The organism is Paenibacillus taichungensis, from assembly GCF_003287275.1.
GTDB lineage: Bacteria > Bacillota > Bacilli > Paenibacillales > Paenibacillaceae > Paenibacillus > Paenibacillus taichungensis_A.
Genome location: NZ_QEVW01000025.1, coordinates 37,635 through 53,546, shown reverse-complemented (window position 1 = coordinate 53,546; position 15,912 = coordinate 37,635). Strand labels below are relative to the sequence as shown.

Here is a 15,912-nt window from a genome sequence, read left to right as displayed (position 1 = left end):
ACTCCACGGCACTTATTTATTGAAGCAAATGTTTTCGCATAAGCGGTCTTCATCCTGATCTCGCGGGATGGAGACCGTTTTATCTTGTTTTTTTCTCTGCTGCGTGAATGGATAACTATTCGTTGTCCTGTTAGTTGTAAATTGAATATAGTTCACATGAAAGTCCGTCAATAATAAAACGCTCCTCTCATGAGTACAGGTTTTGTTAGCCTGTCACTCATAAGGGGAGCGTAATTAATCTAACCGATCACTCGATTCTTGCTGGCATTTATACCTGCGACTAGTAATACAATGGCAAGGAGAACCTGTACTAGCAAGGGAAGGGTCCATCCTTGTGTCCAATCATGAAGCACGCCGAACAGCAAAGGTCCGACAGCTGCCAGCATATACCCAAAGGATTGAGCCATACCTGAAAGTCCCGCAGCCTGTCTTGCATCGGACGTACGCAGTACAAAAAACATGGTTACAAGTCCGAACGAAGCCCCTGCTCCAACGCCGGCTAAAGCAACACCAATGGTTACCAGCGAGGAAATACCACTTAAAAGGAATGCGTATCCCAGAATCAGACATGACCCTGTAATTGCTGTCAACTTACGTTGATCTTTCATTCGACCAGCGAGAATGGGAACGATGAACGTTACTGGTACACTAACCATTTGCATCAGGGATAACATCCAGCCTGCTGAAGAGGAACTGAAACCTTGATCAGATAAAACCTCGGGCAACCAGGTAATTGTAGTGTAAAAAATTAAAGATTGCAGTCCCATGAACAATGTGACATACCAGGCTAAGGGAGAGGTAATAAGACGAACCGGCTTCGCTTCCGTTCTCGAAGCCACGTAAACTTCACCGCGACGTCCAGATCGGACGTGAGGCAGCCAGAGAATCAGGGCTAGAATGGACAGTATCGCCCACATGCCCAGTGAAGCGTGCCAACCCATGGAGGTTAAGCCTGCAGCTGGGACGCTGATTCCTGAGGCGATAGCGCCCCATATATTCATGGACACGGAATAAAGTCCGGTAACGAGTCCCACTCGCAATGGGAAATCCCTTTTGATCAGACTGGGCAGCAATACGTTGCTCAGGGCAATCCCACATCCAAGGATCGCTGTTCCTGCAAAGAGAACGGGAACAGAGGGCATAAACCGGAGGGATACACCTATGGTCACGAGAATTATGGCAGTTAACAGAGCGGTTTCTAGTCCGAATCTTCGCGCCAATTGTGGGGCGAACGGAGAGATTGCCGCGAAGGCAAGCAAAGGAAGAGAGGTAAGCAAGCCTGCCAACGTATGACTTATACCTGTATCTGTACGGATCAGTTCCACAATTGGACCTGTTGCCGTAATAGGTGAACGCATGGTTGCTGCGATAACGATAATGCCTGCCAGCAAGAGTCCAAGTTTCATGGATGCTGACGATGAATTATCGACTTCAGAGCGGTCAGGGGCATTTTGATGTAAAGATGATGGCATGGTAAATCTCCTAAAGTTTATTTGTCTAATATGTATACTTTGATACATACATATACATAAACAAGCATAACATCCCGTGTCAACATCAGCCGATTAACGTATTAATCATCCCTAGAACGCAAAAAAAGCTTCCCGAAGGAAGCTTTTCTTTAATACGTCCCAGGAGGGATACTCTCCTTGCAGTCGAGACTGCGAAGTTGTGCTCCCGAAGCTTAGGCTCCGACGAACCATTGGGGTTCTCATCCCCAGAACGCAAAAAAAAAGCTTCCCGAAGGAAGCTTTTTCTTTGTTACGTCCCAGGAGGGATTCGAACCCCCGACCGACGCCTTAGAAGGGCGTTGCTCTATCCAGCTGAGCTACTGAGACATGGATTTTTTCAAGCAAAATTGATTTTATCATAAATAATGATGAATATCAAACATTTTATTTTAAACTATTTTTCGTATATGATATTTGGCGGCGGTAACGTTTTTTTCATTATAATTAGGGTTATGTTAGAATATCAGAAGAACTCAAAAAATAGATCGACTTTCGTTTAATATACATCTATTTATGGTTGATTGCGACTGGAGATTCAGGATACAGAGGAGGTGCTCCTATTAAGGAATCCACGACCCCGGAAACCGAGCACAGTAACAATATCGTGCTGTTTCCTAAGACGCTGGACTATTACCAGATTCAATTGACGGTCATGCTAGAAAATGAACGCTATGGTGAAGCGATGGACCTGCTTCGCTTTTTGCTGCAATGCCAAGGGCAGGAGGAACGGCATTACGACGAATGGCGAGCGTTGCTCGAATGGCTCGAAGCTGCATTCCCTCATTATGGGGAAGATTTACCCGAGGTTCGTGAAGAGCGGGAGGAAGAGGAAATCAGCGAAGAGGACATGGCACGTCAACATGCCCGATCCAAACTTGAGCAGGATGACGGCTATGCTGATAAACTTCTTCGTACCGTAATGGAGGAACCTTTATCTGAACAAACGATGCTGGCGCTGGAGCAGCTTGCATATCTCGATCGGCCAGAAATCGATGATTCGCTTACCGGTTGGCTCAAAGACAAGACACTGCATCCTTTACTTCAGTTCCGTGTGCTTCAGACATTACGACGCCGAGGTGTTCAAGGCATTATTGCGTTTACTCGTGGGGAAGAACCTGTTGAAGTGGAGATTGATACGGTTCCACTTAGACCTGAGGATTTCCCGATTCAGATTGTTCAGATTCTTGAAAGGGTGGCAGATCAGACGGAGGTTCATGAACCTACACTCTTTTATTTTGCACAAGAACTGTGGATTCAATATGTCATGGCCGTGTACGGAACACGTGATTACATGTCCATGTTGGAAGAAAATGATTCCATGACAGATATATGGGCAGCCGCTCTACATATGACCGTTGCAGACAGTCTGGGCGGTTCGCATGACGAGGAAGATACTCGCTCAATGTATGCTGTGACAGGGGCGATGCGCTTTCGTCTGGAGCAAGCATATCGATCGATGAAGCAGTTTGTTTCTGCCGGTTTGGACGGTCAATAGGAGCCGGAAACGTTTTCCTCAAACCGTATCAAGGGATTCCCCTTGAAAAAGAATCTAATCTTGTTTATACTAAAATGGTTATTTTGTACGTGATTGCCTACGTGAACATGCGAATTTTGGAGGGGAAAGTATACAATGAAAGCAACTTGGGAAAAGATAGAGAAGAACCTTGGGGTTCTTGAGGTTGAAGTGGGTGCAGATCGTGTAACTGCAGCACTCGACAAAGCTTTTAATAAAGTAGTTAAACAAGCAAACGTACCTGGATTCCGTAAAGGTAAAGTTCCACGTTCAATCTTCGAAGCTCGTTTTGGTGTGGAAAGCTTGTATCAAGAAGCAATTGACATTTTGCTTCCTGAAGCTTACACAGAAGCAATCGACCAAACGGATATCTTCCCGGTTGATCGTCCTGATGTAGATATCGAACAATTCGCTAAAGGACAAGTATTCAAGTTCAAAGCGAAAGTAACTGTTAAACCAGAAGTTACACTGGGTGACTACAAAGGCGTTGAAGTTGCTGTAGCCAAACACGAAGTAACTGATGTTGAAGTGACTGAAGAGCTCGAGCGTCTTCAACAACGTCACGCAGAACTCGTTGTTATCGACGAAGGTGCTGCACAAAACGGCGACGTTGCTGTAATCGACTTTGACGGTTCCGTTGATGGTGTACCGTTCGAAGGCGGACAAGCTGAGCGTTATTCTTTGGAACTTGGTTCCAACACGTTCATCCCAGGATTTGAAGAGCAAGTTGTGGGTCTGTCCACAGGCGACTTCAAAGACGTTGAAGTGACTTTCCCAGAGAGCTACCATGCAGCTGAACTGGCTGGCAAACAAGCGGTATTCAAAGTGAAAGTACATGAAATCAAACGTAAACAACTTCCTGAATTGGATGACGAGTTTGCTAAAGATGTTAGTGAATTCGATACGCTTGAAGAGTACAAAGCTGATCTGAAAAAACAATTGGAATCCCGTAAAGCAGACGAAGCCAAAGCAGCTCAAGAAAATGCTGTTGTAGAAAAAGTGGCTGAAAATGCTGAAGTGGACATTCCTTCTGCAATGGTTGACAGCGAAGTACAAAACATGATGCGTGATTTCGACAACCGTCTTCGCAACCAAGGTATGAACCTGGAAATGTTCCTGAGCTTCTCTGGTCAAACACAAGCTGACCTGAGAGGACAAATGCAGGAAGATGCTTCCAAACGCGTTCGCAACAACTTGGTTCTTGAAGCAGTTGGTAAAGCGGAAAACATCGAAGTGTCTGACGAAGAAGTTAACCAAGAACTCGAAAAAATGGCTGAGTCTTACAAGCGTCCTGCTGAAGAGATTCGTGGCATTCTCGAGGGTAATGGTTCCCTGGACAGCCTTCGTGACGAAGTGAAACTGCGTAAAACGATCGATGTTCTCGTTGAGAACAGCAAAGTCGTTGAAGCTGTTGAAGCTCCAGCTGAAGAAGTTGCTGCAGAAGCTGACGAAAAATAAGACAAGCTGTTATGTAATGAGCAGCTGAATAAACGATAAGGCACGTGAATCATTGCGTGCCTTATTTTTAAATTATGGCATCCATTTTATAGATGATTCAGTAATAATATGGATGGAAAATTGTCGCGGTATTGGTTATGCATATCCAGCGTCCTATGCTTCTCCTGCAAATAAAAAAAGGTGAAACGGCATAGGATTGCTCCGATTTGCACATACATAGAAAACATGGTTAAATATGATCAGGCAAAAAAGTAAACTCACTCCCTCTTGACACCACTTGTGAAAAATGACATTGTCACAGGAACGTGTTAGAATGAATTTGGGTTTGCTTTACAGGTAGCCTATGTCTAATTACATGTAGAAAAGAGGTTGGTCTCATGAGTCTGGTGCCAATGGTTGTTGAACAAACCAATCGAGGCGAGCGGTCTTACGATATATATTCGCGTTTGCTGAAGGATCGCATTATCTTTTTAACCAGTGCGATTGATGACGATGTAGCCAATCTTGTCATAGCGCAGCTTTTGTTTTTGGCAGCCGACGATCCTGAGAAGGATATCAGCTTGTACATTAATTCACCTGGTGGTTCTGTCACCGCAGGGATGGGTATATACGATACGATGCAATATATCAAGCCGGATGTATCGACCATTTGCGTAGGTATGGCAGCAAGCATGGGCTCGTTATTGCTGACAGCCGGTGCTCCTGGCAAACGATATGCGCTGACTAACAGCGAAGTAATGATTCATCAGCCGCTTGGCGGCGTTCAAGGACAGGCTGCGGATATCAAAATTCACGCAGAATGGATTATTAAAACACGTCAGAAACTGAATCAAATATACGTCGATCGTACAGGTCAACCCCTTGAGAAAATCGAGCGGGATACAGACCGTGACTTTTTCATGAGTGCTGAAGAAGCCAAAACGTACGGCATTATTGACCAGGTGCTCAGCAGACCGATCAATTCCTAAAGGGGTGGTTTCATGTTTAAATTTAACGATGAGAAAGGGCAACTGAAATGCTCTTTTTGCGGTAAATCTCAGGAACAGGTGCGCAAGCTGGTCGCTGGACCAGGCGTTTACATTTGTGATGAATGTATCGAACTGTGCACTGAAATCGTTGAGGAAGAGCTCGGTCATGACGAAGAACTGGACCTCAAAGATATTCCAAAACCGAAAGAAATCCGTGATATTCTAGACCAATATGTCATTGGACAGGATCAGGCAAAGAAATCTTTGTCTGTAGCGGTTTATAACCACTATAAACGGATCAACACGCAAAGTAAGATTGAGGATGTTGAATTGCAAAAAAGTAACATTTTGCTGTTAGGGCCTACGGGTTCTGGTAAAACGTTGCTTGCGCAAACGATGGCTAAAATCCTTAATGTTCCTTTTGCTATTGCTGATGCAACTTCATTGACTGAAGCAGGTTATGTCGGCGAAGATGTAGAGAACATTCTGCTCAAGCTGATTCAAGCTGCTGATTATGATGTGGAAAAAGCAGAGCGCGGCATTATTTATATCGATGAAATTGATAAAGTAGCGCGTAAATCCGAGAACCCATCCATTACACGTGATGTATCGGGTGAAGGTGTCCAACAGGCGCTCCTTAAAATTCTGGAAGGAACTGTAGCTTCTGTACCACCACAAGGTGGTCGTAAGCATCCTCATCAGGAATTCATCCAGATTGATACCACCAACATTTTGTTCATTTGTGGCGGTGCCTTTGATGGTCTGGAGCAAATGATCAAACGCCGGATCGGTAAAAAAGTTATCGGCTTTAACACCGTTGCGGAACAAAAAGATCTTAAACCAGGTGAATACCTGGGTATGGTATTGCCGGAAGACTTGCTGAAATTCGGTTTGATTCCGGAGTTTGTAGGCCGTTTGCCAGTTATCTCCACTTTGGAGCCGCTGGACGAAGATACATTGGTACGGATTCTGTCCGAACCAAAAAATGCGCTTACGAAACAATACCAAAAATTGCTTGAACTGGATAATGTGAATCTGGTGTTCGAACCAGGCGCATTGCTTGCGATTGCGAAAGAAGCCATTAAACGTAACACGGGTGCACGTGGACTGCGCGCAATTATCGAGGGCATTATGCTTGAGATTATGTACGAAGTGCCTTCCCGTGATGATGTTACGAACTGTGTCATTACCGAAGAGGTCGTTGAGAAGAGAGTCGTGCCTGAACTGAGCCAATCCAAGGACGACAAGCAGGAAGAAAGTGCCTAACTACAGGTGAATATTCCGTTTCAACACTGAAATATAGACTTGTCAGTTCTCCACTCCTGGCAGAAGGCGAATTCATGTCTCTGTCAGGGTGGAGCTTTGACGTTGTGGGGAGAGAAATCACTCATGTTTTTAAGACAAGATACACGACCCGTAAAAGTGGGTAACTTAACGATTGGTGGCAGCAACGAGGTCATCATCCAGAGCATGTGTACAACGAAAACGGCAGACGTTGAGGCAACCGTGGCAGAGATTTTGCGTTTGGAAGAAGCAGGCTGCCAAGTGGTGCGTGTAACAGTGAACAATGAGGAAGCTGCAGCAGCCATCAAGGAAATCAAAAAACGGATTCATATTCCGCTCGTGGCGGACATCCATTTTAATTATAAACTGGCGCTCCTTGCGATTGAGAACGGCATCGATAAAGTACGGATTAATCCCGGCAATATCGGTAAACGTGCGAAAGTAGAGGAAGTCGTCAAAGCTTGTAAAGAGAAGGGTATTCCGATTCGAATCGGGGTAAACGCAGGATCTCTGGAAAACCATTTGCTTGAGAAATATGGTTACCCAACAGCTGATGCTATGGTAGAAAGTGCACTTTATCACATTGGTATTTTGGAAGAATTGGATTTTCACGATATTATCGTGTCTCTCAAAGCATCGGATGTACCGATGGCGATTGAGGCTTATTCCAAAGCGGCTGAAATCATCAAATATCCGTTGCATCTGGGTATTACTGAAGCGGGTACGTTGTTCTCTGGTACAATCAAAAGTTCTGCCGGTATGGGTGCCTTGTTATCGATGGGTATTGGTTCGACGATGCGGATATCGCTTAGTGCAGACCCGGTTGAGGAAATCAAGGTCGCTCGTGACCTGCTCAAAACCTTTGGTCTGATTTCCAATGCAGCTACGTTGATTTCCTGTCCTACCTGTGGGCGTTTGGATATCGATCTGTTCTCCATTGCGAATGAAGTGGAAGAGTATATCTCCAAACTCAAGGTGCCGATCAAAGTATCGGTGTTGGGTTGTGCCGTTAACGGTCCGGGTGAAGCCAAAGAAGCGGATATCGGTATTGCCGGTGCACGTGGAGAAGGCTTGTTGTTCCGTCATGGTAAAATGATCCGTAAAGTTCCGGAAGAAATTATGGTTGAGGAATTGAAAAAAGAGATTGACAAAATCGTGGAGTCCTATGAAACGACAGGAGTTATCCCTGGCCGCTCGCACTGATTGATATATATAACGTTTTGTAACAGTCCGTCAGCAATGACGGGCTGTTTTTTGTTCTCAAACATACAATTTCCTGATCACCCGTTTACGTCTCGGTGAAAAGGCTATACTACCAAGTATTAGCATGATCTCATATGAGAATAGGGATAGAACAGGAGGATGTTGAGACATGGAATTTGGTATGGTCATAATGATGATTCAGTTATTTTTTGGTGTGGTGATCGGTTTGTATTTCTGGAATTTGCTTCGTGGTCAGAAAACGAATCGCGGTGCGGTGGAGCGTGAATCCCGCAAGGAACTGGAGAAGCTGCGGAAGTTGCGCTCTATTTCACTCACTAAGCCCTTGGCAGAAAAGACACGTCCGGCAACCATTAATGATATTGTAGGGCAAAAAGACGGACTCCGCGCCCTTAAAGCAGCGCTATGCAGTGCTAACCCACAGCATGTCATTATATATGGCCCCCCAGGGGTAGGGAAAACAGCTGCGGCAAGGGTGGTTTTGGAAGAAGCCAAAAAGAATCCATCATCTCCTTTCAAGGCTGACGCCAAATTCACGGAACTCGACGCCACGACGGCGCGTTTTGATGAACGGGGTATTGCTGACCCTTTGATTGGTTCAGTGCATGATCCGATCTATCAGGGAGCAGGAGCAATGGGCGTAGCTGGTATTCCTCAGCCGAAACCCGGTGCCGTTACGAAAGCGCATGGAGGGATGCTTTTTATTGATGAGATTGGTGAATTGCATTCCATTCAAATGAATAAACTGCTGAAAGTGTTGGAGGATCGCAAGGTCTTTTTGGAAAGTGCGTACTATAACTCGGAAGACACGCATACTCCTGCTTATATCCACGATATTTTTCAAAATGGTCTGCCAGCCGATTTTCGTCTGGTCGGAGCGACGACTCGTTCGCCCCATGAACTGCCTCCAGCCTTACGCTCGCGGTGCATGGAGGTCTATTTCCGTCCATTGCTGCCCGAAGAGATTGGACAAATCGCGGAAGATGCCGTTCAGAAAATCGGATTCAGTCCATGTCCAGAAGCAGTTGATGTGGTTAAACGCTATGCAACCAATGGCCGTGAAGCGGTCAATATCATTCAGCTCGCTGCTGGGCTAGCGTTGACTGAAAAACGTGAAACGCTGCAGGCATCGGATGTGGAATGGGTCGCTGGCAGCAGCCAGATTCAACCCCGGCCAGATCGCAAGGTACCTTTGCGGCCACAGATCGGTTTTGTGAATGGCTTGGCCGTATATGGACCGAATATGGGCACCATTTTGGAGATCGAAGTATCTGCTGTTCCGGCTCTACGAGATCAGGGACGGATTAACATTACAGGAGTTGTGGATGAGGAAGAGATTGGAGGCGGTTCGCGCACTCTCCGGCGAAAAAGCATGGCTAAAGGCTCGGTTGAAAATGTGTTAACCGTATTAAAGGCCATGGGTATTCGTCCTAACGATTATGATTTACACGTCAACTTCCCAGGTGGAACGCCAATTGATGGTCCATCTGCCGGGATTGCTATGGCAACTGCCATTACATCAGCCATCCAGGGGCGTCCGATTGACCATGAGACAGCGATGACTGGCGAGATCAGTATTCATGGCCGGGTAAAACCGATCGGCGGTGTACTCGCCAAAGTGGAGGCTGCATTCCAGGCGGGTGCTAAGACAGTCATAATCCCTGCAGAGAACTGGCAGTCCATTTTTGAAAATCTGGATGGCTTACGGGTTATCCCGGTCGATACCGTTGAAGACGTATTCCGAGAAGTATTTGACTGGGTGCCTAATGAGGAGCAAGCCAAACAAATCAACCTTGCGGAGGATACAGCGACACCTGCACCGGAGATTTTTCCGCCGGCATCCGCATCCTATTTACGTGCTGACTTGCCCCGTCCAGGACAGGTTACAGATTCGGGAAGCTGCTAAGCGCTTCCCTTCATTGGTTTTTTATGTGAACATTTGATAGAATAATGAATGACTACAACCTGAGAGCCATTGGAGGTGCGAAAGCGATGGGACCGAGCAAAGCGAAAGGTCGTCGTTTTCCTTTACTGCCTTTAAGAGGACTTCTCGTCTACCCGAGTATGGTACTGCATCTCGATGTGGGCCGGGAGAAATCGGTCAAGGCTTTAGAAAAAGCGATGGTAGAAGAACATTTGATTCTCCTATGTTCCCAAGCCGAGGTAAATATTGAAGAACCAACACAAGAAGATATTTTCAGAATCGGAACCGTTGCCAAAGTCAGACAGATGCTGAAGCTTCCAAACGGGACGATTCGTGTACTTGTGGAAGGCTTGGAACGGGCTGAAATCATTGAATATACGGACAACGAGGAATACTATGAGGTTCTGGCTCAAGAGCTTCCTGAAGAGGAGAACAGCCATCCGGAAACGGATGCACTGATGCGTACAGTTCTGAACCAGTTCGAAAATTATATTAATCTGTCCAAAAAGGTTACACCTGAGACACTTGCGGCTGTGTCCGATATTGAAGAACCCGGTCGCTTGGCTGATGTTATCACCAGTCACCTGTCATTGAAGATCAAGGACAAACAGGAGATTTTGGAGACCATTGACGTTCGTGAACGACTGGAGAAGTTGCTGGACATCCTGAACAATGAGCGGGAAGTACTGGAGCTTGAACGCAAAATCAGCCAGCGCGTGAAGAAACAGATGGAGAAAACCCAGAAAGAATACTATCTGCGGGAGCAGATGAAGGCGATTCAGAAAGAGCTGGGCGAGAAAGAAGGCCGTGCTGGCGAGGTGGAGGAACTCCGAAATCAGATGGAGGCTCTTGACTTGCCGGACAAGGTGAAGGAAAAGGTTGAGAAAGAAATTGATCGACTGGAGAAAATGCCATCAAGTTCTGCCGAAGGCGGCGTTATCCGCAACTATGTGGATTGGCTGCTGGGACTGCCTTGGACGCAGATGACAGCCGATGATCTGGATATTCAGAAGGCTGAAGATGTGCTAAATGCAGATCACTACGGTTTGGAAAAACCGAAAGAACGTGTGCTTGAATATCTGGCTGTTCAGAAGCTGGTGAAAAAGCTTAAAGGACCGATCCTTTGTCTTGTTGGACCTCCAGGGGTCGGCAAAACATCGCTTGCCCGCTCCATCGCCAGATCCCTTGGACGCGAATTCGTTAGAATATCGCTGGGTGGCGTGCGAGATGAAGCGGAAATTCGCGGTCATCGTCGTACCTATGTGGGGGCAATGCCAGGCCGTATCATTCAGGGCATGAAGACAGCGGGTTCACTCAATCCGGTGTTCCTGCTGGACGAGATTGATAAAATGGCTTCCGACTTCCGTGGAGACCCTTCCGCAGCGTTGCTTGAAGTACTTGATCCCGAACAGAACAACACGTTCAGTGACCACTTTGTAGAGTTGCCGTTTGACTTATCTAACGTTATGTTTATTACAACTGCCAACACAGTGCATAACATTCCACGTCCGCTTCTGGACCGGATGGAGATGCTCAATATTCCGGGGTATACTGAGCTGGAGAAGCTGCAAATCGCCAAAAACTATTTGCTGCCGAAACAGAAACAGGACCATGGCCTGGAAGAAGACCAACTGAATATCGGGGATGACAGCTTGCTGCGTGTCATTCGTGAATATACACGAGAGTCCGGCGTGCGGAATCTGGAACAGCAGATGGCTTCGTTGTGCCGGAAAGCAGCCAAAAACATCGTCTCTGGTGCGGAAGGTCAGATTAACATTACACCGGATGAAGTGAAGGATTATCTTGGTCCGGGTAAATTCCGCTATGGTATGGCCGAACTGGAAGATCAGATTGGTACGGTGACGGGACTGGCGTGGACGGAAGTAGGTGGAGATACCCTCGTGATCGAGGTTACCGTTGTACCTGGAACAGGCAAGCTGACGCTGACGGGTAAATTGGGCGATGTCATGAAGGAATCGGCTCAGGCGGCATTCAGCTACACCCGATCCAAAGCTGCACAGCTTGGCATTCCGTCCGACTTCCACGAGAAGAACGATATCCATATCCACGTTCCGGAAGGAGCCATTCCGAAGGATGGACCATCTGCAGGAATTACAATGGCGACTGCATTGATCTCTGCTTTAACGAACAAACATGTCTCCAAAGACATTGCCATGACTGGTGAAATAACGCTGCGTGGCCGTGTGTTGCCAATCGGCGGACTTAAGGAAAAATCACTGGCGGCCCATCGCGCCGGTTACAAAAAAATATTATTGCCCAAGGATAACGAACGGGACCTGCGGGATATTCCGGACAGTATCAAGGAAGATGTGGAATTTGTCCCCGTAGCTCATATGGATCAAGTGCTGCAACATGCGCTTGTGGAACAGGCAGGATTACACCTGTAGTTCGTTAAACCAGGGATCGTATGAAGAGTAAACCGTTCTGCGGAAGCTTTGGCGTCCGCTGGAACGGTTTTTTTGGTATGATAGAACAATCCATGGCATAATACCAACAACAGCTCTAAGTCAGAGCACAGGAGTTAAAGAGAGGAAAGATACATTATGAAAGTAAATCAATCCGAATTTATTATCAGTGCCGTTCGGCCTGAACAATACCCCGAGGACGGCCTGCCCGAGATTGCCTTGGCGGGACGATCCAATGTAGGGAAATCATCTTTGATCAACCGTTTGATTAATCGCAAAAACTTGGCACGGACAAGTTCTACCCCTGGTAAGACCCAGCAACTGAACTATTATAAGATCAATCAGGATCTCTACTTTGTCGATTTTCCGGGTTATGGCTATGCCAAGGTATCGAAAGAGCAGCGTTTTGCCTGGGGTAAGATGATGGAGAAGTACCTATTGCAGCGCAAGGAATTGAAGCTCGTTATGCAGATGGTGGATATCAGACACGAACCATCCAAGGATGACAAAATGATGAATGAATGGCTGCGTCATCATGGGCTTCCTCTCGTTGTGGTAGCAACCAAACTGGACAAGATCCCCAAAACACGTCGACCAAAACATATCAAAATCATCAAGCAAGGGCTGGATCTTCGTCCAGGTGATCTGTTTGTACCGTTTTCTTCAGAAGAAGGTATAGGAAAAGAAGAATTATGGGAGATCATTACCCGCTTTGCCGGAATCGGTCAAGCTTCAGCGGAAGAAGAGCCACAGGCTGAGGAAAATCACGAAGACTCCCAAATTAACGGATAACCGGGAATTACGGCATTTCGGCGCAGGAAAGCGAGCAACTGGGGTGAATCTTTGATGCGATTAAGGATTAATCCATATATTATGGATTTTCGTGAAAATTCATTGTTTTATTTTGGGGCGAAATAGCTATACGGTAGTGTATAATGAGTATAGGTGCAATCGTAACAGTACCAAAGTAGCGGCCTTGCCGACCTGAAGAATTTTGAGATCACTGCCACATGTGCAGGAAACAAAACAATCGGGAAAGAATTGAGGAGATTTTTATGGCTCAGCGATTAGCTACAGAGTATGTTAAAGCCACTTTGAAATTATCAGAACCCCAGATGCATCAGTTTTTGCGGATGACAGAAGACGGCCGGATTCATCAACGTGTGAAGGTGATGGAGAATGGCTGTCAGGAAATTGTGCTCGTAGATGTGAGTGGAGAAGAAGTTCATTTCCCGTTTGACCGCAGGGAAGGGTTTTATATCTGTGAGTTATCTTGCCGCTTGGTAAACCATCATCTGACGAACGTAGTCCGGAAGCTCTTTATGACCTTTAAGGGTGACGGCGTTGTTCATCGAATTTATGAAGAGTTCACCATGACGTATGTTTATACTCAAGGCGTTGTTCGTAAAATTGTAGAGCAGACCGGTGAGAATATCCGTGTCATCTATGAATACAAAAATTCGTTGCTTGAGTTACAGCGTGTATTCCAGGCACGGGATGTTGAACGCGAGATCATTCGGGTATACGCCGAGATTGATTCGTTACTCGATGCAAGAATGGATGTTTCTACTTCTGAACAGCTCCAGCAGATTGATGAAAAGCTTGCTCGCCACCAGAAACGGCTGTTTGAGCTTGAAGCCTATTGACCTAAAAGTGTGAATAATACAAGTCCCCAACGAACCATCCCCCAATGCTCTGATCTGGCACATTCCAGGCAGCTGCGAAAGGGGATTTTTTTTTGATTTTGGTAGCTTGCTCGGTCCGTAATCTTTTATTTTTATCTTCCTAAAAGGGGTTGCAATCCCTTTGAATAGATGTTATTTTTAATCTCGAATTGCAAGTGGAGATACCAGAAATGAAACTAAATGCATGTTCGACAGTATGAATAATGTTTACATATCGGGATGGAGCGAAGATCACCCCAAACCTGAATAGTCATGGAGCCATCCATGGCTATTTGTTTTATATGGGATTTTCATGAATCTTTATCTTTAAAACAAGTATTTAACGCATAACGGTGAAGATTGGTGAGACACTACAATAAATGACAATGCATAAGATGATTTACATGGGGATTTCATAAACATTTCATAAAAATGGCCCAGTCATACTATGGATGTGTGATATAATTAACCATGTCAATCATAAATGGATGAACATATGTAGAAAACACTTTGATTGGAAATTTATTAGGCAGGTGAACTTGCAATGCACATCGTTGTCGTTGGTTTGAATTATCGCACGGCGCCTGTAGAGGTTAGGGAACGATTCACATTTGCAGAAAAGGACTTGTCTGAAGCGCTGCAGCAGCTCAAGCTGACCAAGAGTGTATTGGAAGGTGTAATCGTAGCCACATGTAACCGTACCGAGTTGTATGTTGTGGTAGACCGTCTTCACATGTGTGGTTATTTTATTCGGACGTTCATGGAACAATGGTTTAATGTTCCGCGGGAAGAATTTACGCAACACTTATATATATATGAAGATGATCAAGCTATGCGCCATTTGTTCCGTGTCATTTGTGGGCTGGACTCAATGGTTATTGGCGAGACTCAGATTCTTGGACAGGTGAAACAGGCTTTTTTCAAAGCACAGGAAGAGAAAGCTACTGGAACCTGGTTTAACATGCTGTTCAAACAAGCTGTTACATTGGGCAAAAGGGCACATTCAGAGACTTCGATCGGAGAGAGTGCGGTATCTGTAAGTTATGCTGCTGTAGAATTAGGCAAGCGTATCTTTGGTATGTTTACGGATAAGAAGGTGCTGATTCTGGGTGCCGGCAAAATGAGTGAACTTACAGTAAAACACTTATATAGCAACGGAGCCTCCGAAGTCATTGTGGCGAATCGGACACTTGCGCGAGCTGAGGAATTGGCAGCGAAGTTTCGGGGGACCCCTTGTACGATGGAACAGGCATTAGAGCGACTGAATGAGGTTGATATTGTCATTAGTTCGACGGGGGCAGAAAGATATGTACTGGATGCCACTGTCGTTCGAGAGAGTATGAAGCGTCGTCAATCGCGTCCACTGTTCCTGATTGATATTGCTGTTCCGCGGGATATCGATCCGGCGATCGGCGAGTTATCCAATGTATTCCTTTATGATATTGATGATTTGGAAGGAATCGTGGAAAGCAATCTGGAAATGCGCAAGGTAGAAGCTGCTAAGATCGAGAAAATGATTGAACTTGAGATGGAAGATTATTATCAATGGCTCAAAACCTTGGGCGTTCGTCCTGTCATTCGGGCATTGCAGGAAAAAGGTGCTTCCATTCATGAAGAAACAATGGATAGTCTGTTTAATAAATTGCCTGAACTGGATGAACATCAGCGTAAAGTTATCCGCCGTCTGACGAAAAGTATCGTGAATCAAATGACGACCGATCCGATTAACCGGATTAAGGAAATGGCTGGTACCAAGCATGGCGATGAAGCACTGCGCATGTTTACTCAGATCTTTGCTCTGGAGGATGCAGTAGAGGTGGCCGCTGAGAAAGTAAGTCAGAGTGATGCCACGGCTCTGCGCAAACCGGATCCCGTTCATCTTAACGATTCCCGGCAAGACCCCGTGCCGGCTTATGCCCCGGCAGGCGTATAAGGCGGGTGGG

General features: G+C 46.0%; 11 protein-coding genes and 1 tRNA gene. 10 read left to right on the top strand and 2 right to left on the bottom strand.

The features are described 5' to 3' along the window. Nucleotides 1–239: 239 nt before the first annotated feature. On the bottom strand, nt 240–1,472 hold the full coding sequence (locus DC345_RS27635; protein WP_113055885.1) for a CynX/NimT family MFS transporter: 1,233 nt from the start codon (nt 1,470–1,472) through the stop codon (nt 240–242). A gap of 292 nt (nt 1,473–1,764) precedes the next feature. Beyond that, a tRNA-Arg gene (locus DC345_RS27630) sits at nt 1,765–1,838 on the bottom strand. 190 nt (nt 1,839–2,028) lie between these two features. Between DC345_RS27630 and DC345_RS27625 the strand changes: the two genes are divergently transcribed. The 10 genes from DC345_RS27625 to hemA all read left to right on the top strand — a co-directional run bounded on the left by DC345_RS27625 (nt 2,029) and on the right by hemA (nt 15,902). Further along, the gene (locus tag DC345_RS27625) at nt 2,029–3,006 is read left to right on the top strand and encodes a hypothetical protein (protein WP_397333771.1); all 978 of its coding nucleotides are present in this window, start codon (nt 2,029–2,031) and stop codon (nt 3,004–3,006) included. 135 nt (nt 3,007–3,141) lie between these two features. Continuing rightward, nucleotides 3,142–4,482 carry a trigger factor gene (gene tig / locus DC345_RS27620; RefSeq protein WP_113055884.1) on the top strand — a complete coding sequence of 447 codons (1,341 nt, stop codon included), beginning with the start codon at nt 3,142–3,144 and terminating at the stop codon, nt 4,480–4,482. A 377-nt stretch (nt 4,483–4,859) separates the two neighbouring features. Then, nucleotides 4,860–5,450, top strand: a complete 591-nt coding sequence (gene clpP, locus DC345_RS27615; protein ID WP_024633993.1) for an ATP-dependent Clp endopeptidase proteolytic subunit ClpP — start codon at nt 4,860–4,862, stop codon at nt 5,448–5,450. A gap of 12 nt (nt 5,451–5,462) precedes the next feature. Then, on the top strand, nt 5,463–6,716 hold the full coding sequence (clpX, locus tag DC345_RS27610; protein ID WP_063566713.1) for an ATP-dependent protease ATP-binding subunit ClpX: 1,254 nt from the start codon (nt 5,463–5,465) through the stop codon (nt 6,714–6,716). 123 nt (nt 6,717–6,839) lie between these two features. Further along, nucleotides 6,840–7,937 (top strand): flavodoxin-dependent (E)-4-hydroxy-3-methylbut-2-enyl-diphosphate synthase, encoded by a 1,098-nt coding sequence (ispG, locus tag DC345_RS27605; protein ID WP_113055883.1) that lies wholly within the window; start codon nt 6,840–6,842, stop codon nt 7,935–7,937. A gap of 169 nt (nt 7,938–8,106) precedes the next feature. Next, the gene (gene lonB / locus DC345_RS27600) at nt 8,107–9,861 is read left to right on the top strand and encodes an ATP-dependent protease LonB (protein WP_113055882.1); all 1,755 of its coding nucleotides are present in this window, start codon (nt 8,107–8,109) and stop codon (nt 9,859–9,861) included. 86 nt (nt 9,862–9,947) lie between these two features. After that, nucleotides 9,948–12,287, top strand: coding sequence for an endopeptidase La (lon, locus tag DC345_RS27595; RefSeq protein ID WP_113055881.1), 2,340 nt, complete (start codon nt 9,948–9,950; stop codon nt 12,285–12,287). Between the two features lie 156 nt (nt 12,288–12,443). Then, nucleotides 12,444–13,097, top strand: a complete 654-nt coding sequence (yihA, locus tag DC345_RS27590; protein WP_113055880.1) for a ribosome biogenesis GTP-binding protein YihA/YsxC — start codon at nt 12,444–12,446, stop codon at nt 13,095–13,097. Nucleotides 13,098–13,360: 263 nt separating this feature from the next. Beyond that, entirely contained in the window at nt 13,361–13,951 is a 591-nt protein-coding gene (locus tag DC345_RS27585) for a non-ribosomal peptide synthetase module (protein ID WP_113055879.1), read from the top strand. Nucleotides 13,952–14,513: 562 nt separating this feature from the next. Continuing rightward, entirely contained in the window at nt 14,514–15,902 is a 1,389-nt protein-coding gene (hemA, locus tag DC345_RS27580; RefSeq protein ID WP_113055878.1) for a glutamyl-tRNA reductase, read from the top strand. Nucleotides 15,903–15,912 lie beyond the last annotated feature (10 nt).